Origin of the sequence: Streptomyces sp. NPDC004126, from assembly GCF_050275515.1 — a bacterium.
Taxonomy (GTDB): domain Bacteria; phylum Actinomycetota; class Actinomycetes; order Streptomycetales; family Streptomycetaceae; genus Streptomyces.
In genome coordinates this window covers 1-17,941 of the sequence record NZ_JBNNPF010000069.1, presented here as the reverse complement: position 1 = coordinate 17,941, position 17,941 = coordinate 1, and the positions used below count along the sequence as shown (strand labels likewise).

The 17,941-nt window shown below is 74.3% G+C and carries 17 protein-coding genes; 5 read left to right on the top strand and 12 right to left on the bottom strand.

Translation table 11 applies throughout. The annotated features are described in order from the left end of the window. Window positions 1-93 precede the first annotated feature (93 nt). The gene (gene argH / locus ACQKM2_RS36700) at window positions 94-1,521 is read right to left on the bottom strand and encodes an argininosuccinate lyase (protein WP_427717508.1); all 1,428 of its coding nucleotides are present in this window, start codon (window positions 1,519-1,521) and stop codon (window positions 94-96) included. Between the two features lie 301 nt (window positions 1,522-1,822). Here argH and ACQKM2_RS36695 point away from each other — a divergent pair, with 301 nt between their 5' ends. After that, complete coding sequence (locus ACQKM2_RS36695; RefSeq protein ID WP_427717506.1) at window positions 1,823-3,292, top strand: hypothetical protein; 1,470 nt, start codon at window positions 1,823-1,825, stop codon at window positions 3,290-3,292. A 61-nt stretch (window positions 3,293-3,353) separates the two neighbouring features. Continuing rightward, a complete protein-coding gene (locus ACQKM2_RS36690; RefSeq protein ID WP_427717545.1) occupies window positions 3,354-4,040 on the top strand; it encodes a L,D-transpeptidase family protein in 687 nt (228 codons plus the stop codon). An 11-nt stretch (window positions 4,041-4,051) separates the two neighbouring features. Here the strand turns inward: ACQKM2_RS36690 and ACQKM2_RS36685 are convergent, their stop codons facing one another. The 8 genes from ACQKM2_RS36685 to ACQKM2_RS36650 form a co-directional block, all read right to left on the bottom strand. Further along, the gene (locus ACQKM2_RS36685; protein WP_007263124.1) at window positions 4,052-4,591 is read right to left on the bottom strand and encodes an arginine repressor; all 540 of its coding nucleotides are present in this window, start codon (window positions 4,589-4,591) and stop codon (window positions 4,052-4,054) included. 7 nt (window positions 4,592-4,598) lie between these two features. Beyond that, window positions 4,599-5,819, bottom strand: a complete 1,221-nt coding sequence (locus ACQKM2_RS36680; protein WP_427717504.1) for an acetylornithine transaminase — start codon at window positions 5,817-5,819, stop codon at window positions 4,599-4,601. Continuing rightward, window positions 5,816-6,724: an acetylglutamate kinase gene (gene argB, locus ACQKM2_RS36675; protein WP_427717502.1), complete on the bottom strand. Its 909-nt coding sequence runs from the start codon at window positions 6,722-6,724 to the stop codon at window positions 5,816-5,818. The genes ACQKM2_RS36680 and argB overlap by 4 nt, the downstream gene beginning before the upstream one ends. Continuing rightward, window positions 6,721-7,878 (bottom strand): bifunctional glutamate N-acetyltransferase/amino-acid acetyltransferase ArgJ, encoded by a 1,158-nt coding sequence (argJ, locus tag ACQKM2_RS36670; protein WP_427717499.1) that lies wholly within the window; start codon window positions 7,876-7,878, stop codon window positions 6,721-6,723. Before argJ ends, argB begins: the two co-directional genes overlap by 4 nt. Further along, entirely contained in the window at window positions 7,875-8,903 is a 1,029-nt protein-coding gene (argC, locus tag ACQKM2_RS36665) for an N-acetyl-gamma-glutamyl-phosphate reductase (RefSeq protein WP_427717497.1), read from the bottom strand. Before argC ends, argJ begins: the two co-directional genes overlap by 4 nt. 97 nt (window positions 8,904-9,000) lie before the next feature. After that, window positions 9,001-9,498, bottom strand: coding sequence for an N-acetyltransferase family protein (locus ACQKM2_RS36660; RefSeq protein WP_427717494.1), 498 nt, complete (start codon window positions 9,496-9,498; stop codon window positions 9,001-9,003). After that, a complete protein-coding gene (locus tag ACQKM2_RS36655; protein ID WP_427717492.1) occupies window positions 9,495-10,265 on the bottom strand; it encodes an N-acetyltransferase in 771 nt (256 codons plus the stop codon). Before ACQKM2_RS36655 ends, ACQKM2_RS36660 begins: the two co-directional genes overlap by 4 nt. Before the next feature lie 41 nt (window positions 10,266-10,306). Then, entirely contained in the window at window positions 10,307-11,773 is a 1,467-nt protein-coding gene (locus ACQKM2_RS36650) for a PLP-dependent aminotransferase family protein (RefSeq protein ID WP_427717489.1), read from the bottom strand. On the opposite strand from ACQKM2_RS36650, the gene ACQKM2_RS36645 reads away from it, so the two are divergent. Together ACQKM2_RS36645 and ACQKM2_RS36640 are read left to right on the top strand one after the other, a co-directional pair. Then, window positions 11,772-12,692 carry a DMT family transporter gene (locus ACQKM2_RS36645; RefSeq protein ID WP_427717487.1) on the top strand — a complete coding sequence of 307 codons (921 nt, stop codon included), beginning with the start codon at window positions 11,772-11,774 and terminating at the stop codon, window positions 12,690-12,692. The two genes, ACQKM2_RS36650 and ACQKM2_RS36645, sit on opposite strands and share 2 nt — an antisense overlap. 58 nt (window positions 12,693-12,750) lie before the next feature. Continuing rightward, on the top strand, window positions 12,751-12,966 hold the full coding sequence (locus ACQKM2_RS36640; protein ID WP_362468972.1) for a DUF1918 domain-containing protein: 216 nt from the start codon (window positions 12,751-12,753) through the stop codon (window positions 12,964-12,966). Window position 12,967: 1 nt separating this feature from the next. Here the strand turns inward: ACQKM2_RS36640 and ACQKM2_RS36635 are convergent, their stop codons facing one another. After that, window positions 12,968-14,266, bottom strand: a complete 1,299-nt coding sequence (locus tag ACQKM2_RS36635; protein ID WP_427717483.1) for a glycoside hydrolase family 10 protein — start codon at window positions 14,264-14,266, stop codon at window positions 12,968-12,970. 154 nt (window positions 14,267-14,420) lie between these two features. Between ACQKM2_RS36635 and ACQKM2_RS36630 the strand changes: the two genes are divergently transcribed. Then, on the top strand, window positions 14,421-15,323 hold the full coding sequence (locus ACQKM2_RS36630) for a 3-hydroxybutyryl-CoA dehydrogenase (protein ID WP_427717480.1): 903 nt from the start codon (window positions 14,421-14,423) through the stop codon (window positions 15,321-15,323). A gap of 7 nt (window positions 15,324-15,330) precedes the next feature. Here ACQKM2_RS36630 and ACQKM2_RS36625 read toward each other — a convergent pair whose 3' ends face one another. Both ACQKM2_RS36625 and ACQKM2_RS36620 read right to left on the bottom strand, forming a co-directional pair. Beyond that, window positions 15,331-15,867, bottom strand: coding sequence for an NUDIX hydrolase (locus tag ACQKM2_RS36625; RefSeq protein WP_427717478.1), 537 nt, complete (start codon window positions 15,865-15,867; stop codon window positions 15,331-15,333). A gap of 53 nt (window positions 15,868-15,920) precedes the next feature. Next, window positions 15,921-17,258 (bottom strand): transcriptional regulator, encoded by a 1,338-nt coding sequence (locus ACQKM2_RS36620; protein ID WP_427717476.1) that lies wholly within the window; start codon window positions 17,256-17,258, stop codon window positions 15,921-15,923. Window positions 17,259-17,941: the final 683 nt, after the last annotated feature.

The following is a 17,941-nucleotide window of genomic DNA, read 5'->3' as shown; positions in this document are numbered from 1 at the left end:
CCGCACCCCCCCCCCCCGCGCCCGCCCCCCCCCCCCCCGCCCCGGGGGGGGGGGGGCCCCCCCCCCCCCCCACCGCCCCTGCGGGCGCTGCGGCTACTGCTTGTGGACCGCCCAGGCGTGCTGGATGACCAGGTCGGCCTTCAGCTCGGTGAGCTGGACCGCGACCGCCGACGGGGCGGTGCCGCCGCGGCCGTTGCGGGAGGCGAGCGCTCCGGGGACGTTGAGGACGGTACGGACCTCGGGGGTCAGGTGCTCCGAGATCTTCGCGAACTGCTCGTCCGTGAGCTCGTCCAGCTCGATGCCGAGCCCCTCGCACTCCTTGACGCACTCGCCGGCGACCTCGTGCGCGACCCGGAAGGGCACGCCCTGCTTGACCAGCCACTCGGCGATGTCGGTGGCGAGCGAGAAGCCCGCCGGGGCCAGCTCCTCCATCCGCTCCCGGTTGACCGTGAGGGTGGCCATCATCCCGGTGAAGGCCGGCAGCAGGACTTCGAGGGTGTCGCAGGAGTCGAAGACCGGCTCCTTGTCCTCCTGGAGGTCCCGGTTGTAGGCCAGGGGCAGCGCCTTGAGGGTGGCCAGCAGGCCGGTCAGGTTGCCGATGAGGCGCCCCGACTTGCCGCGCGCCAGCTCCGCGATGTCCGGGTTCTTCTTCTGCGGCATGATCGAGGAGCCGGTGGAGAAGGCGTCGTGGAGGGTGACGAAGGAGAACTCCTTCGTGTTCCACAGGATGATCTCCTCGGCGATCCGGGACAGGTTGATCCCGATCATCGCGGTGACGAACGCGAACTCGGCGACGAAGTCCCGCGAGGCCGTGCCGTCGATCGAGTTGCCGACCGAGCCCCGCTCGAAGCCCAGGTCGGCCGCGACCGCCTCCGGGTCCAGGCCGAGCGAGGAGCCGGCCAGGGCGCCGGAGCCGTACGGGGAGACGGCCGTACGGGTGTCCCACTGCCGCAGCCGCTCCGCGTCCCGGGACAGGGACTGGACGTGGGCCAGTACGTGGTGGGCGAACAGGACGGGCTGCGCGTGCTGGAGGTGCGTCCGCCCCGGCATCGCCACGTCCGGGTGCGCCTCGGCGAGGCCGACGAGCGCGTCCTGGAGGTCGGCGACCAGTCCGCCGATGATCCGCGCGTGGTCGCGCAGGTACATCCGGAAGAGGGTGGCCACCTGGTCGTTGCGGGAGCGGCCGGCGCGCAGCTTGCCGCCGAGGTCGGGGCCGAGGCGCTCCAGCAGGCCGCGCTCCAGGGCGGTGTGCACGTCCTCGTCGGCGATGGTGCCGGTGAAGGAGCCGTCGGCGACGTCCGCCTCCAGCCGGTTCAGGCCCGCGATCATGCGGTCGAGCTCCTCGGCCGTGAGCAGGCCCGCCTTGGCGAGCACGCGGGCGTGGGCGCGCGAGCCGGCGATGTCGTACGGCGCGAGGCGCCAGTCGAAGTGGACCGACGCGGACAGCTTCGCGAGGGCCTCGGACGGGCCGTCGGCGAACCGGCCGCCCCAGAGCCGGACGTCACCGTTGTTGCTGCTCACAGCTACTGCTCCTCTGAGGGTGGTGGTGCGACGGTCTCCCCACCGCGCAGGAAGCGGGGAGGCCGTCTCGGTACAGCGTCAAACGATTCACGGCGCGATGCGACGCGCGACCGGCCGGGGTGTAGGCATAACTATGCATTGCTCCGTATGTTTCGTCAATCGAGGTCCGGTGCCCCGGCGCTGACCAGGCCGTATATCGGGGGCGCCGACCGGCGGCGGCCGCCTACGATCACGCGAGCGGAACGATCCCGGGGAGGGGCGTATGTGGAGCGCGGCCGAGAACGCGTCATGGGGACGCACCGTGGCCAGGAGCCTGCTGGAGGGGGACGAATCTCCGGTGGCCGCCAGGCTCGTCGGGAACGGCCCGGACGCCTGGATCGCCTTCGACGAGGAGGTGCGCCGCCTCCAGCGCGACTGCGGCCCGTGGGAGGGCAGCGGCCGGCTGGAGGCCCGGCTGTGCCACCCCGACGGGCGGGTGCGCATGGCCGCGCTCGCCGCGTGGCGCCACCCGCCACTGGCGCTCGTGCTGATCCGGTGCGCCGACTGGGTCCCCCAGGTCCGCGACCGCGCCCGCAGGGTGCTGGGCCGGGCGGTGGCCCACCACCCCGTCGGCAACCGGGACCGGGCCCGCCGGGTGCTGAACCTGCCGATGGCCGACGACCCCGCCCACGTGCTGACGGCACTCGTCCCGCTCGCCCTGCGGCTGGGCGGCCGCGAGCACGGGGGCTGGGGCGTGGAGCAGCTGGAGGCCGCCGTGAGCGGCCGGTACTCCCTCCTCGCGGCGTGGTGGCGCCCCGGGCTGGCCTCGACGACCTGGAGCTGGAACTCGCTGACCCCCCGGCAGCGCGGGGGCATGATCGACCGTCTGGCGGGCAGCGCCGACCGGCCGACGCGCCGCTTCGCGGCCCGGGTCGCCGCCGCCTGCGGGCATTACGACGCCCGGGAGCTCGCCCGGCGGGCCGCCACCGACCGCGATCCGGTGACCGGCCGGACCTGGACCGACGCCGCCCTGGCGGCGATGGCCGCCGGCGGACCGGACGACGGCGCGGTCGACGCCCTGCTCGGCTCCCGCTTCGTCGCGGTGCGGGCCGCCGGGGTCACCGCGCTGCGCCGGGCCGGGCGGGCGGCCGAGGCGGTGGACCACCTGACGGACCGGGCCGGCCGGGTACGGGCCTGCGCCCGCTGGCTGCTGGGGCAGGACGGCGGCGACCCGTACGCGCACTACCGCGCGCTCGTCACGGACCGGCGGCGGGTGACCCGGTACGCGGTGGCGGGCTTCCGGGAGGTGGCCGGACAGGACGACGGGCCGCTGCTGCACGCCCTGCTGGACCACCCCGAGGGCCCGGTACGGGCCGCCGCCGTGGCCGGGCTGCGCGCGCTGGGCCTCGACGTCGAGGACGCGGTCCTGCTCGCGCTGCTGGACGACCCGTCCCCCTCGGTGTCCCGCGAGGCCGCGTCCAGCCTGCTCCGGGTGGCCGAGCGGCTGGACTCCGCCGCGCTGGCGGAGCGGACCGGCCCCGAGTGGCCGCTGCACGTCCGCCGGGCGGCGTTCCGGCTGCTGCGCGGCCGGGGCGGGAGCGCCGAACTGCGGGCCTCCGTGGCCATGATGACGGACCCGGATCCGGTGCTGGGCCTGTACGCGCGGAGCACCGTGACCAACTGGAACTGGCTCAGCACCCTCGACGAGGGGGAGGCGCACCAGGCGGAGCTGGGCGTGCTGCTGGCGCGGGCGGCCCGGGTGCTGGACGTCCAGCGGCTGCGGCTGCTGTGACACCCCGCCCCGGCCTGCCTGCGCGGCGGCCGGGCCCGCCGGCCGTACCGTCTGACGTGTGCTGCGTACCGCCCTGCTCACGGGCTCGCTGATCCTCGCCGGCCTCTTCCCGTACGGCCCGGACCCGCTGCCGGCCCGGCTCGCCGACACCGGCGGCGGCAGCCAGCTGATCACCGCCGTCGCCCCGGCGCCCGGGTCCACGACCGGGGTGCTGACCTGGTGGGACCGGCGTGCGGGCCGCTGGTTCGAGGCGGGCAGCGCGCCGGCCCGGTTCGGGGCGAACGGCCTGACCGAGGGCACGACCCGGGTCCAGGGCACGAACACCACCCCGGCGGGCCTGTACGACCTGCCGTACGCCTTCGGCATCGCGCACGCCCCGGCCGGAACGGAGTACGCCTACCGGCGGGTGACGGACCGTTCGTGGTGGTGCCAGGACAACGCCTCGGCCGCCTACAACCGCTGGACGGAGCCGCTGCCCGCCGACTGCGCGCCGGGCGAGTCCGAGCACCTGGTGACGTACGAGCGGCAGTACGCGCACGCCCTGGTCATCGGCTTCAACTACGACGAGCCGGTGCGCGGCCGCGGCGCGGGCATCTTCCTGCACGTGGACGGCAAGGGCGCCACGGCCGGCTGCGTCTCCGTCCCCCGTGGCGCCATGCGCGAGCTGCTGCGCTGGGCCGACCCCCGGCGCCGCCCGCACATCGCGATCGGCACGGAGGCCGGCCCGCTGGCCGTGACCCGGTACTGAGGGAGGGCCTGCTAGCCCTCCTTCTGCGCCAGCCGCAGCAGGTGGTCGGCCAGGGCCTGGCCGCCGGCCGGGTCGCGGCTGATGAGCATCAGGGTGTCGTCGCCCGCGATGGTGCCGAGGATGGCGTGGAGTTCGGCCTGGTCGATCGCCGAGGCGAGGAACTGGGCCGCTCCCGGCGGGGTGCGCAGGACCACGAGGTTCGCGGAGGCCTCCGCCGAGATCAGCAGTTCGCCGGAGAGGCGCCGCATGCGCTCCTCCTTGGCCGACTCGCCGAGCGGGGCCTGCGGGGTGCGGAAGCCGCCCTCGCTGGGGACCGCGTAGATCAGCTCGCCGCCGGTGTTGCGGATCTTGACCGCGCCCAGCTCGTCGAGGTCGCGGGAGAGCGTCGCCTGGGTGACGCTCAGCCCGTCGTCGGCGAGCAGCTTGGCCAGCTGGCTCTGGGAGCGGACCGGCTGCCGGTTGAGGATGTCCACGATCCGGCGGTGGCGGGCGGTGCGGGTCTGCGGGACGGAGGGGCCGCCGTTCTGCTCGGGTTCCTGCGCCTGGCTCATCGTCGTCTCATTCTCCGGATCGTCCCGCTTCGTCGAGGATGCCGGGAAGTGCCCGGACGAACGCGTCCACCTCGGCCTCGGTGATGACGAACGGGGGCATCAGCCGTACCACGTCGGGGGCGGGCGCGTTGACCAGGAATCCGGCCTGCTGGGCCGCGAGCTGCACCTTCGGTGCGAGCGGCTCCGTCAGCACGATACCCAGCAACAGGCCGGACCCGCGGACGTGGGAGACCAGCCCGTGACCGGAGGCTTCGATTCCGGAGCGCAGCCGCTCGCCGCGGGCCTTGACCCGGTCAAGGAGCCCCTCGGCGGCGATGGTGTCGATCACGGCGAGGCCGGCGGCGCAGGCGACCGGGTTGCCGCCGAAGGTGGTGCCGTGCTGGCCGGGCTGGAGCAGGTCCGCCGCCGGGCCGAAGGCGGCCACCGCGCCGATGGGCAGACCGCCGCCGAGACCCTTCGCGAGCGTGACGAGGTCGGGCTCGACGCCCTCGTGCTGCTGGTGCTCGAACCAGCTGCCGCAGCGGCCGATGCCGGTCTGCACCTCGTCGAGGGCGAGCAGCGTCCCGGTGGCGCGGGTGATCTCGCGGGCGGCCGTCAGGTAGCCGGCGGGCGGGACGACCACGCCGTTCTCGCCCTGGACGGGCTCGATGAGCACGAAGGCCGTCTCCTCGGTGACGGCGGCCCGCAGGGCCTCCACGTCGCCGTAGGGGACGTGCGTCACGTCGCCGGGCAGCGGCAGGAAGGGCGTCTGCTTCCCGGGCTGGCCGGTGAGGGCGAGGGCGCCCATGGTCCGGCCGTGGAAGCCGCCGCCGGTGGCGACCATGTGGGTCCGCCCGGTCAGCCGACCGATCTTGTAGACCGCCTCGACCGCTTCCGCGCCGGAGTTGCAGAAGAACACGCGGCCCTCGCGGCCGAAGAGCTGGAGCAGCCGCTCGCCGAGTGCGAGGACGGGCTCGGAGGCGTAGAGGTTGGAGACGTGGCCGAGGGTGGTGATCTGCTCGGTCACGGCGGAGACGACCGCCGGGTGGGCGTGGCCGAGGGCGTTGACCGCGATGCCGCCGACGAAGTCGGTGTACTGGTTGCCGTCCGCGTCCCAGACCTGCGCGCCCTCACCGCGTACGAGGGCCAGCGCGGGGGTGCCGTAGTTGTTGGTCAGCGCCCCCTCCCAGCGGGCGGCGTAGCGCTGGTTGCCGGTCTCCTGACCGGCCGTCCCCTGGTTGGCGCTCACGCGCTGTCCCCTCCCTGTGCGTCGGGCACGACCATCGTGCCGATTCCCTCGTCGGTGAAGATCTCCAGCAGGATCGAGTGCTGGACCCGCCCGTCGATCACCCGGGCGGTGCTGACGCCGCCGCGCACGGCGTGCAGGCAGCCCTCCATCTTCGGCACCATGCCGCTGGACAGCTCGGGCAGCAGCTTCTCCAGCTCGCTGACGGTGAGCCGGCTGATGACCTCGTCGCTGTTGGGCCAGTCCGCGTAGAGGCCCTCGACGTCGGTGAGGACCATCAGCGTCTCGGCGCCGAGTGCGGCGGCGAGCGCGGCCGCGGCCGTGTCGGCGTTCACGTTGTACACGTGGCCGTCGTCGGCGCTGCGCGCGATGGAGGAGATGACCGGGATCCGGCCGTCCGCGAGCAGGGCCTCGATCGCGCCGGTGTCGATGGCGGTGATCTCGCCGACCCGGCCGATGTCGACGGCCTCGCCCCCGATCCGCGGGGTGTGCTTGGTGGCGGTGATGGTGTGGGCGTCCTCGCCGGTCATGCCGACGGCGAGCGGCCCGTGCTGGTTGAGCAGGCCGACCAGCTCCCGCTGGACCTGGCCCGCCAGGACCATGCGTACGACGTCCATGGCCTCCGGGGTGGTGACCCGCAGGCCGGCCTTGAACTCGCTGACCAGGCCCTGCTTGTCGAGCTGGGCGTTGATCTGCGGGCCGCCGCCGTGCACGACGACGGGCCGCAGGCCGGCCTGGCGCAGGAAGACGACGTCCTGGGCGAAGGCCGCCTTCAGATCCTCGTCGATCATGGCGTTGCCGCCGAACTTGATGACGACGACCTTGCCGTTGTGGCGGGTGAGCCAGGGCAGCGCCTCGATGAGGATCTCGGCCTTGGGGAGCGCGGTGTGGCGCCTCGCGGTGCTCATGAGCTGTACGCGCTGTTCTCGTGGACGTACTCGGCGGTCAGGTCGTTGGCCCAGATGACCGCGGACTCGGAGCCGGTGGACAGGTCGGCGGTGATGCGGACCTCGCGGTCCTTCATGCTCACCAGGTCGCGGTCCTCGCCGACGGAGCCGTTCTTGCAGACCCAGACGCCGTTGATGGCGACGTTCAGCCGGTCCGGGTCGAAGGCCGCCTTCGTGGTGCCGATGGCGGACAGGACGCGGCCCCAGTTGGGGTCCTCGCCGTGGATGGCGCACTTGAGCAGGTTGTTGCGGGCGATGGACCGGCCGACCTCGACCGCGTCCTGCTCGCTGGCCGCGCCGATCACCTCGATGCGGATGTCCTTGCTGGCGCCCTCGGCGTCGCCGATCAGCTGGCGGGCGAGGTCGTCGCAGACGGTGCGCACGGCGTCGGCGAAGGCCTCGTACGCGGGGACCTGTCCGGAGGCTCCGGAGGCGAGCAGCAGCACGGTGTCGTTGGTGGACATGCAGCCGTCGGAGTCGACCCGGTCGAAGGTGGTGCGGGTCGCGTCCCGCAGCGCCTTGTCGAGGGTGGCGCTGTCGAGGTCGGCGTCGGTGGTGAGGACGACGAGCATGGTGGCCAGGCCCGGGGCGAGCATGCCCGCCCCCTTGGCCATGCCGCCGACGGTCCACCCCTCCTGGGAGACGGTGGCCGTCTTGTGGACGGTGTCGGTGGTCTTGATGGCGACGGCCGCGTCCTCTCCGCCGTCGGCGGAGAGGGCGGCGGCGGCCGTCTCGATGCCGGGGAGCAGCTTGTCCATGGGCAGCAGGACGCCGATCAGGCCGGTGGAGGCGACGGCGATCTCGCCGGCGTTGTGCTCGCCGCCCAGAACGGCGGCGACCTTCTCGGCGGTGGCGTGGGTGTCCTGGAAGCCCTTGGGGCCGGTGCAGGCGTTGGCGCCGCCGGAGTTGAGGACCACCGCGCTGACGGTGCCGCCGCGCAGGACCTGCTCGGACCAGCGCACGGGGGCGGCCTTGACGCGGTTGGAGGTGAAGACGCCCGCGGCGGCCAGTCGCGGCCCGTTGTTGACCACGAGGGCCAGGTCGGGGTTGCCGTTCGCCTTGATCCCGGCGGCGATGCCCGCCGCCGTGAATCCCTGTGCAGCCGTCACGCTCACGGCGCCACTCCAATCGTGGAAAGACCCAGTGCCTCGGGGAGCCCGAGGGCGATGTTCATGCTCTGCACCGCGCCGCCGGCGGTGCCCTTGGTGAGGTTGTCGATCGCGCTGATGGCGATGATCCGCTGGGCGGACTCGTCGTACGCGACCTGGACGTGGACGGCGTTGGAGCCGTACACGGCCTTGGTGGTGGGCCACTGGCCCTCGGGGAGGAGCCGGACGAAGGGCTCGTCGGCGTAGGCCTTCTCGTACGCGGCGCGCAGCGACTCCGCGGTGGTGCCGGGCAGGGCCTTGGCGGAGCAGGTGGCGAGGATGCCGCGCGGCATGGGCACCAGGTGGGGGGTGAAGGAGACGGAGACCTTCTCCCCGGCGAGCGGGGAGAGGTTCTGCACCATCTCGGGGGTGTGCCGGTGGGCGCCGCCGACGCCGTAGGGGGTCACGGTGCCCATGGCCTCGGAGCCGAGCAGGTGCGGCTTGAGGGCCTTGCCGGCGCCGGAGGTGCCGGTGGCGGCGACGATCACGGCCTCGGGCCCGGCGAGCCGCGCCTGGTAGGCGGGGTAGAGGGCGAGGGAGACGGCGGTCGGGAAGCAGCCGGGGACGGCGATGCGCTTGGTCCCGGCGAGGGCGGCCCGGCCGCCGGGGAGCTCGGGGAGCCCGTAGGGCCAGGTGCCGGCGTGCGGGGCGCCGTAGAACCTGTCCCAGTCGGCCGGGTCCTTCAGCCGGTGGTCGGCGCCCATGTCGACGACGAGGACCTCGTCGCCGAGCTGGGCGGCGACGGCGGCGGACTGCCCGTGGGGCAGGGCCAGGAAGACGACATCGTGGCCCGCGAGGACCTCGGGCGTGGTCGCCTCCAGGGTCCGTCCGGCGAGCGGGCCGAGGTGCGGCTGGAGGGGGCCGAAGGCCTGTCCGGCGTTGGAGTGGCCGGTCAGCGCGCCGATCTCGACCTCGGGGTGCGAGAGCAGCAGGCGCAGGACTTCACCGCCCGCGTATCCGCTCGCTCCGGCCACCGCTACACGTACCACCATCGGACCCTCCTCCTCGATGGCATGACTATACGTACCTATGCAGTTTTATGCAAAGCCCTTCCTCGTCGCCGTCACCCTGTCCGAAAGGGGTCCTGACTCAACACTCCCGCTCGTACTCGACCTGCTCAAGCGGGTGGCCGTCGCCGAAGTCCGCGCCCCGTACCGCACCGGTCCCGGTGAAGCCGCACTTGGCGTAGAACCGGCGGGACCGCGGGGTGTCCCGCAGGGTCCACAGGTGGGCGCGGGCGAAGCCGTCCGCGCGCAGCCGGGCCAGCGTCGCCTCCATCAGGACCGCGGCGGCGCCGGTGCCCCAGCCGTCGGGGTGGGCGTAGAAGCTGAGGATCTCGGCGAAGCCCGGCCGGGTCCCGGAGGCGGCGGACCAGGACATGGCCAGGGGGCGGCCGCCGGCCTCGGCCAGCAGCAGCGTCCGCGGGTCCTCGGCGAGCCGCGCGTGCCAGCGGGTGCGCCGGCTGCGGACGCCCTCGGCGGCGAACTCCGGCGCGAAGAAGGGCGCGTACGCGGCCTCCCAGGCGGCGGAGTGGATCTCGCCGAGGGCGTCGCCGTCACCCGGGCCGGCGGCGCGGACCGCGATCACGCGGAGGAGGCCGGGGCGGCGCCGAGCGGGTGGCGGACCCAGACGTTCGGCTCCACGTAGACCGCGCGGTCGTGCTCCGGGTCGCAGTGGACGGTGCTGAGCGCGCCGGGGACGCGGACCGGGCCCGGGGTGTCGAAGGGCAGCCCGGTCCACCCCCGCCACTGGTCGAGGGTGCCGCTGATGGTCATCGACACCGGGGCCACCGAGTCGATGACCGCCCCCGCGCGGACGTGGACCCGCAGCCACGGGTCGTACGGCAGCCCGTCCTCGCGGGTGCGGTACGCGTACTCCGCCATCGGGGTCTCGGGCTCGGCGGGCTTCGCGCTCGGCCGGACCGGGGCCACGACCTCGGTGAACCCGGCGGCGCGGGCGCCCTCGCGCATGACGGTGAGCATCCGGCCGGAGAGGCCCTCGCCCTGCCGGCCGCGGGCGATCGAGATCTCCAGGGCGGTGACCGTGTCCGGCCGGACACCCCGCCGCTGGTCGGAGAAGGCCCACATCAGGACCCGGTCCCAGCCCTGCCCGGGCAGGACCCCGCCGCGCTCGGGGGTGTGCAGCGCGAAGGGGACGCTGAAGGCCCGGGCCACGACCTCGTCGCCGTCGGTGGCGATGAAGACGTACTCGGGGAACTCGGCCACCAGGCGCGGGTACAGCAGCCAGGCGATCGGGTCGTTCTGGGCGAACGCGGGCCAGGAGTCCTCCATGTCCCACAGCCGGGGGGCCAGTTCGGGTCGGACGGCCAGGGAGGTGATCTCGATCTCGGTCATATGCGCAGGTTAGATCGGGTCCACCAGCCCCTCAACGGGGTTTACGCGCCCGCGCCCGGCCTGCCGAGCAGCTCCTCGGGCAGCCCGCCCCGCAGCCGCTGCACGGCCTCCACCAGCTCCCCCGGCCCCGACACCCCGGCGAAGCTCAACCGGACGTGCGCGGCGGGCGGTTCGGCGCAGAAGTACGGGCGGCCCGGCGTGACCGCCACCCCGGCGCGCAGGGCGGCCGCCGCGAATCCGGCCTCGTCGCCGTCCCCGCCGGGGCGCACCCAGAGCTGGAAGCCGCCCGAGGGCAGGTGGGTGAGCTCGACACCGGGCAGCTCCCTGCGCAGGGCGCCTGCGAGGACCTCGCGGCGGTGGCGCAGCTCGGCGGCGACGGCCCGCAGGTGGCGGGGCCAGGCGGGGGCGCCGACGAGTTCGAGCGCGGCCTCCTGGAGGGGGCGGGGCACGAAGAAGCTGTCGACGACCTGGATGGCCCGCAGCCGGTCCAGGACGGGGCCCCGGGCGGCGAGCGCGCCGACCCGCAGGCTGGGCGAGGTGGCCTTGGTCAGGGACCGGACGTGGACCACGACCCCGTCGGAGTCCTGGGCCGCGAGCGTCGCGGGCAGCGGGCCGGCGTCCTCGTGGGCGAGGTTGCGCGCGTAGTCGTCCTCGACCACGAAGGCCCCGGCGGCCCGCGCGATGCGCAGCACCTCGGTACGCCGCGCGGCGGACAGCACGGCGCCGGTCGGGTTCTGGAACAGCGGCTGGCATACGAAGACCCGTGCGCCGGTGGCTTCGAAGGCGGCGCCCAGCAGCTCCGGCCGGACCCCTTCGGCGTCCATCGGGACGGGTACCGGCCGGCAGCCGGAGGCGCGGGCGATGGCCAGCAGCCCGGGGTAGGTGGGCGATTCGACCAGGATCGGCGCGCCGGGCGGGGCCAGCGCCCGGACGGCGGTGGTCAGCGCGCTCTGCCCGCCGGCGGTGATCAGCACGTCGGCGGCGCCGACCGAGGCGGCGGCGCCGCCGATCTCGCGGGCGAACCAGTCGCGCAGCTCCGGCAGTCCCTCCATGGGCGGCCGCCCCCACGCCCCGGGCCGGCGTCCGGCGCGGGCCAGGGCCGCCGCCATGGCCCGCTCGGGCTGGAGGGAGGGGTGCAGGTAGCCGCCGCTGAGCTCGATGACCCCGGAGGGCGGTACGGCGAGGGAGTTCGTGACCCCGCCGGCGTCGACGGAGCGCGGGACGACGTCCCCGGCACCCTCGGCGCTGAGGGCGACCTCCTGCCAGGAGGTGTCGCCGGGCGCGGGGCCGCTCGTACGCGGGTGGGCCCGGAAGGCTCCGGCGCCGGGCCGGGTGACGACGAGTCCCTCGGCGGCGAGCTGCGCGAGGGCCCGGGAGACGGTGACGGGGCTGACCCGGTAGCGCTCGACCATGGCCCGACTCGACGGGAGCTTTCCACCTACCGGGTAGCGGTCGAGTTCAGATCGCAGGGATTCTGCCAGCTCGGCCACACTGCTACGCTCATACATGACAGCACAGAATAGCGCTACTCTCCGGACCTCGATAGCGGCGCAGGTGGGGGACCACCGCAGCGCCGCGCGCAGCGGTACCGCCCTCGCCCTGCTCGGGGTGGTCACCTTCTCGCTGACCTTCCCCGCCACCACCTGGGGCCTGGAGAGCTTCGGCCCCTGGTCCCTCGTCGCACTGCGCAGCGTCCTGGCCGCCGCCGTCGCGGGCGGCTTCCTGCTGGCCGGGCGGGTGCCGCTGCCGGCCCGGGAGCACTGGGCCGGGCTCGCCGTGGTGGCCGGCGGGGTCGTGGTGGGGTTCCCGCTGCTGACCACGCTGGCCCTGCGGACCTCCACCACCTCGCACGCCGCCGTCGTGGTGGGGCTGCTCCCGCTGACCACCGCCGCCTTCTCGGCACTGCGCACGGGCAACCGCCCGTCGGGCCGCTTCTGGGCCGCGGCCGTCGCCGGGGCCCTGGTGATCCTGGTCTTCACCCTGGCCCAGAGCGGCGGCACCCCCTCCGCCGGCGACGCCTACCTCTTCGGAGCCCTGCTGGTGTGCGCGGCCGGCTACACCGAGGGCGGGCGGCTGGCCCGCTCGCTGCCCGGCTGGCAGGTGATCGGCTGGGCGCTGGTGCTGTGCCTGCCGCTGAGCCTGACCGGCTCGGCGTTCGCGCTGGCGTCCGAGCCGGTGCACCTGAACTGGCACGGGGTGACCGGTCTGGTGTGGGTGGCGGCGGGCTCGACCTTCCTCGGGCTCTACGTCTGGTACCGGGGCATGGCCGAGATCGGCACCGCGCGCGCCAGCCAGCTCCAGCTCGCCCAGCCGCTGCTGACCCTGGTGTGGTCGGTGGCGCTCCTCGGCGAGCACCTGTCCCCGGCCACACCGCTGGCCGCCTGCGCCGTCCTCGTCTGCATCACCATGACTCAACGGGTCAAATGACCCCGGATCGGCCTAAACTACTGGCACCGGATCGGACCGGCTCCGAGGAGGTCAGCAGATGCGCGCGACCGAGGGCGACCAGCTGGTACAGCACGGCAGGGTCGTGGGCCAGCACGACAGGGTGGGCGAGATCGTCGAGGTCCTGGGCGAGAACGGCGCCCCCCCGTACCGGGTCCACTTCCCGGACGGGCACGACGCCGTCATGTCCCCCGGCCCCGACTGCGTCGTCCGCCACCCGGACAAGCCCGAGGGCAAGTCCGCCACCTGGCGCTGAGTCAGCGCGGCGGCACGGCCGTCGGATAGTGGTCGGCGACGACCCTGGCCAGCGCACCATTGGGGTCCGCGGCCACGTACTTCCCCGAGAAGTACGCGTGGCCGCGGACCTCCGCGTACCGGCCGGCGAGGGTCAGGTGCCGGGACAGCTCGGCGGGGTCGCGCCAGGCCGCGGTGGAGCTGCGGGCGTCGCAGCGGTACAGCGCCTCGCCCACGTACAGGTCCACCCCGGTGCCGGCTACCGTCTTCGCCCACCAGCGCACGACCTCGGCGTAGTCGGCCGCCGCGTTCCCGATGTGCCAGTACGCCTGCGGGACGATGTAGTCGACCCAGCGCTGCAGGACCCACTTGCGGGTGTCCGCGTAGAGGTCGTCGTACGTCTGCAGCGCCCGGGTCGCCGAGCCGAGCCGGTCGGTGCCCTGGTTGCGCCACACCGCGAACGGGCTGATGCCGAAGCGGACCGCCGGGCTGCGCCCCCGCAGCTTCTGCGACATCTCGCGCACCAGGGTGTCGGTGTTGTCGCGGCGCCATGCGGCACGGGAGGTGAAGGCGCCGCCGTGCTCCGCGAAGGCGTCGTCGTCGTCGAAGTACTCCCCCGCGACGGGGTACGGGTAGAAGTAGTCGTCCCAGTGCACCGCGTCGACCGGGTAGCGGGACACGGCGTCGAGCATCGCCTCCTGGACGAAGGCCCGCACCTCGGGCAGCCCCGGGTTGTAGTACAGCTTCCCGCCGTAGGCGACGGTCCAGCCCGGGTTGCGGCGCGCCGGGTGCGAGGCGGCGAGCCGGGAGCGGTCCGTGTGGTTGGCCACCCGGTACGGGTTGAACCAGGCGTGCAGCTCCAGCCCGCGCGCGTGCGCCTCGGCGACGGCCGTGCCCAGCGGGTCCCAGCCCGGGTCCTTGCCCTGCGTCCCGGTCAGCCACTGCGACCAGGGCTCGCGCGTCGACGGCCAGAACGCGTCGGCGGCCGGGCGGACCTGGAGGATGACCGCGTTGAGGCGGCGCGCCACCGCCGTGTCGAGGAGCTTGACCAGCTCCGCGCGCTGCTCCCGCGCGGACAGCCCGCTCTCGGAGGGCCAGTCGACGTTCTGTACGGTCGCGATCCACATCCCCCGGAACTGCGCGGTCCCCGCGCGGCCGCCGGCGGCCGTCCGCGCCGGGCGCAGCCCCGGTGGCCCGGCCGGTTCCCGTACCGCCGCTGCCGCCCCGGGCTCCGCGGCCCCCGCCGCCGCGGGGCCCGCGGCCGTCGTGGCCAGCACTCCCGCCGCCCCCGCCAGCAGTTCCCGTCGTCCGATGTACCTCATGTGACGACTCCGTTCCTCTCCGTGACAATCCTCTGCGTGGGCACAGCATGCCCCGCCCCGGGCCGCCGACGGGGGCAACGCGGGAGTAACGTCGGGGGGCGTGGCGGGCGCCGGGATGCAGTTACCACTGCCGAACACGGGGGACCCGCGATGGATGAGCAGCGAAAGGCACGATGTGACGGACCTCTCTACCCTCCCGACCGACATCACCAAGGTCGGCGTGGTGGGCTGTGGCCAGATGGGCGCGGGCATCGCGGAGGTGTGCGCCCGCAGCGGTCTTGAGGTGAAGGTCGCCGAGACCACCGGGGAGGCCCTGGAGATCGGGCGCGCCCGGCTGCACAACTCGCTGACCAAGGCCGCCGAACGCGGCAAGATCAGCGAGGAGGAGCGGGACGCCACCCTGGCCCGGCTCACCTTCACCACCGACCTCGGCGAGTTCGCCGACCGCGACCTCGTCATCGAGGCCGTCGTCGAGAACGAGCAGGTCAAGACGGAGATCTTCCAGGTCCTGGACCAGGTGATCACCCGCCCGGACGCTATCCTCGCCTCCAACACCTCCTCGATCCCGCTGGTCAAGCTGGCCGTGGCGACCTCGCGGCCCGACCAGGTCATCGGCATCCACTTCTTCAACCCGGCGCCCGTGCAGCGGCTCGTCGAGCTGATCCCGGCGCTGACGACGAGCGAGGACACCGTCAAGCGGTCCGAGGCCCTGGTGCGGGACGTGCTGAAGAAGCACGCCGTCCGCGCCCAGGACCGGTCCGGCTTCGTCGTCAACGCACTGCTGGTGCCGTACCTGCTGTCCGCGATCCGGATGTTCGAGTCGGGCATCGCGAGCCGCGAGGACATCGACAACGGCATGGAGCTGGGCTGCGCCCACCCGATGGGCCCGCTCAAGCTGTCCGACCTGATCGGCCTGGACACCATCGTCTCGATCGCCGAGTCGATGTACGCCGAGTACAAGGAGCCGCTCTACGCCGCTCCCCCGCTGCTCCAGCGGATGGTCGACGCGGGCCGCCTGGGCCGCAAGACGGGCTCGGGCTTCTACCCGTACGGCTGAGAACGGCCTAGGGGCGGTTCAGCCTCAGGTGGTGCAGCAGGAGGAGTCCGGCCGCCATGTTGGCGGCCGGGACCTCCCCGCGCGCGATCATGTCCGGGACCAGCTTGAGCGGGACCCACTCCCGGCGCGAGGACTCGAAGGCGTCCTCGGGTTCGCCGACGTACGAGGCCCCCTCCGCCCAGTAGAGGTGGTGGCGGGCGTCGGTCAGCCCGTTGGAGGGCTCCACGGTCATCAGGTGGTGGAGCGGGCCGGGCCGCCAGCCCGACTCCTCCTCCATCTCCCGCGCGGCCGCCGCCTCCACCGACTCCCCGTCCTCGACCACCCCGGCGGGCAGTTCCCAGCCCCAGCTGTCGGTGATGAACCGGTGCCGCCACAGCAGCAGCACCTCGTCGGCCTCGTTGACGGCCGTGGCGACGGCCACCGGCCGCAGCCGGATGACGAAGTGGTCCAGGTGCCGGCCGTCGGGGAGTTCCACGTCCGCGAGGTTCACATCGAACCAGCGGTTCTTGTACACGGTCTGCTCACTCAGGTTCGTCCACTGCACGGTAATGCCACCTTCCGCATCCGTTGGTGGCAACATGGCAGCAGCAGACGCCCTCACAGGGGAACGCGCAGCGCCCCGTCGATGAGGTACGCGGTCTCCTCCGCGCCGGAGCACCCGCTGTTCAGCAGCTGCTCCCGGACGGCCCTCAGCCGGTCCCGCAGGCGCAGCGACTCCATCCCCTTGGCCCGCTCGGCCATTTCGGCCGCCGAGGCCACCGCCCGGTCGGCCTCCCCCTGCCGCAGCTGGATCTCGCACAGCATCGCGAGGCGGTGCACCCGCCCCCGGTCGTGCGCCGGGGTCCCCACCGCCTCGGCCGCCTGTTCGTGCGCCCCCGCGAGGTCCCCGAGGCTGAGCAGGGCCTCCGCCACCTGTACGTTGACCAGCCCGGGCTGGACGTAGCCGGTCTCGGCGGGCTCGGTGCCGGGCCTGATCCGCTCGGCGGCCGCCTCGGCGCGCCGGATGCACGCCAACGCCGCGGCGGTGTCGCCGAGTTGCGCGTAGGCCTTGGCCTGCATCGCGTAGAGGTCGGCCCCCAGCGCCGGGGTGGTGTCCGGGCCGGCCGCGCGCAGCGCGGCCTCCGCGAAGGCCACCGCCTGGCGGTACTCCTTCAGGTGCAGCGACTGGTTGACGAGCAGGGCGATCACGTACGCCCCGAGCCCCCGGTCCCCGCTGGCCTTGGCGAGCCGCAGCGCCTGGTGGAAGTAGCGCTGGGCCAGGCCGTGGGCGTCGGAGTCGTACGCGCAGATCCCCGCGACCGCCACCAGGGACCCGGTGGCCCGGTGCAGCGGGCGGCCGACCTCGTCGGAGTAGGTCCCGCGCAGCATCGGGGCGGTCTCGCTGCCGAGGAAGCGCACGATCCGGGCCCGGGTGGCCATCCCGCCGGCCCGGCGGTACATCAGCTCGTAGTGCACCCGGGCGGCCCGCAGGACCTCGATGTGCTCGGGCCCGATCCGCTGCCGCCCCACCCGGGACACGTCGGCGTCCTCGGGCGGGTTCTCCCACTCCCACACCGGGATCACGGCCGGGGTGCCGGTGAGGGCCTGCGCCGTGAGCTGCGCGGGCCGGCCCAGCTCGTCGGAGCGCCACAGGGCGGTGGCGCGGTCGACGAAGCCGCTGAGCCGGGTGCCGTGCGGGCTCTGCCGGCCGGGGATCCCGAGCCCGATGTCGTCGAGCCCGACGGGCCGTTGCAGCCGCCCGCCCAGCACCTCGCAGATCAGGTCGGGCACCTGGCCGCGGGGGCGCTGCCCCTTCAGCCAGCGGGAGACCGCCGTGTGTTCGTAGCGCAGCGCGAGTCCGCGGGACCGGCCCGCCTGGTTGACATGCGCGGCGAGTCCGGCGTGGGACATGCCCGCCTCTGCGAGGAGGGCGTCGAGCAGTGCATTGGGCTGCATGGGCCCCTCCAAGGGCTCGTCCGCTTCAGGCTAGTGGCTGAGCGGTGCGCGCGGGGGCGTTCCGGGTTTCCTTCACACGGGGTGTGAACCGAGTGCGCGCATAAATGCGTTGCGCACCCTGCCGCTCGGGGGGTCCGGGGCGGTTCACTTAAGAGCCTCGCCAAGGAGGCCGCCCGGTCGTCGGCTCCCCCTCGTACAGTGCGACGACCCGGCACCGCGCCGCCCGCCCCTGCTGTCTGCCCGACACTCCATGGCGGGCGCGGGCGGCGCACCACGGCTCCGCCGCGGTCCGGTTGGTCGCCGGACCCCGCCGGGGCCGGGCCGCTTCCGTACCGGGCCCGTCCACCGGCCCGGTCCGGAACGGCTCCGCCGGTGACACGGGTCCGCCCGGGCCGTACCACTCCCCCCGGGCCGGGCGGACCCGCACCGGTCGCCGCGCGGCGCGGTACCCGGAGGCGGCGCCGGCGGTGGGGCCGCCCCCGGGTGCGGCGCGGCCGCCCGGTCCGCGGCCGCTCCCTGCTGCGTGGCCGCCCGGTGCGGCGTGCACGCCCGCTGCCAGCCGCGCGGGTGCGCCGCCGAGCCTGGGCGCCGCTGCGCGGAGCGGTCCCCTACCCGCCCTTCCACCGTTCCGGGGGGGGGGGGGGGGCCCCCGCCCCCCCCCCCCCCCCGCGGCGGGAAAAAAC